Source organism: Paenibacillus sp. J23TS9, assembly GCF_018403225.1.
Classification (GTDB): domain Bacteria; phylum Bacillota; class Bacilli; order Paenibacillales; family Paenibacillaceae; genus Paenibacillus_AQ.
In genome coordinates this window covers 1-478 of sequence record NZ_BOSG01000023.1, presented here as the reverse complement: position 1 = coordinate 478, position 478 = coordinate 1, and the positions used below count along the sequence as shown (strand labels likewise).

The 478-nt window shown below is 43.7% G+C and carries 1 rRNA gene; it reads right to left on the bottom strand.

The window, feature by feature from the left end:
• Nucleotides 1–373: 373 nt before the first annotated feature.
• Nucleotides 374–478, bottom strand: a 16S ribosomal RNA gene (locus tag KJS65_RS29525); the annotation flags it as partial.

Genomic DNA, 478 nt, shown 5'->3' with positions numbered 1-478 from the left:
GTTTCGCGCCATGTGCTCTGTTGCTCGCCAGTTTCTTGATTGGAATAAACCAAGGTGGAAACTGTCTCACAAAGGATCACCTGTCACGAATCTTTCGCATGCTACTCTTATTTACTTGGTCAATAAAATTGACACAAGCAGCTAAAAGGATATTTCTAAAACGCAAATTCGTTTCGTTATCTAGTTTTCAAGGATCAAGACCGGCTCTCATGTCATTCCTACAAGTGGAATGAACAGAATCGGTATATTGAAAGAGTGTTTGCTCTCTCAAAACTGAGCAACGAGTGAGTGAAATTTTTACGAAGTAAAAATACTTCGAGAGCATTATCTTGCTTTATTTGAATGTTTCCCCTCGGGAAACGATTCTCCATAGAAAGGAGGTGATCCAGCCGCACCTTCCGATACGGCTACCTTGTTACGACTTCACCCCAATCATCTACCCCACCTTCGGCGGCTGGCTCCCTTGCGGGTTACCCCA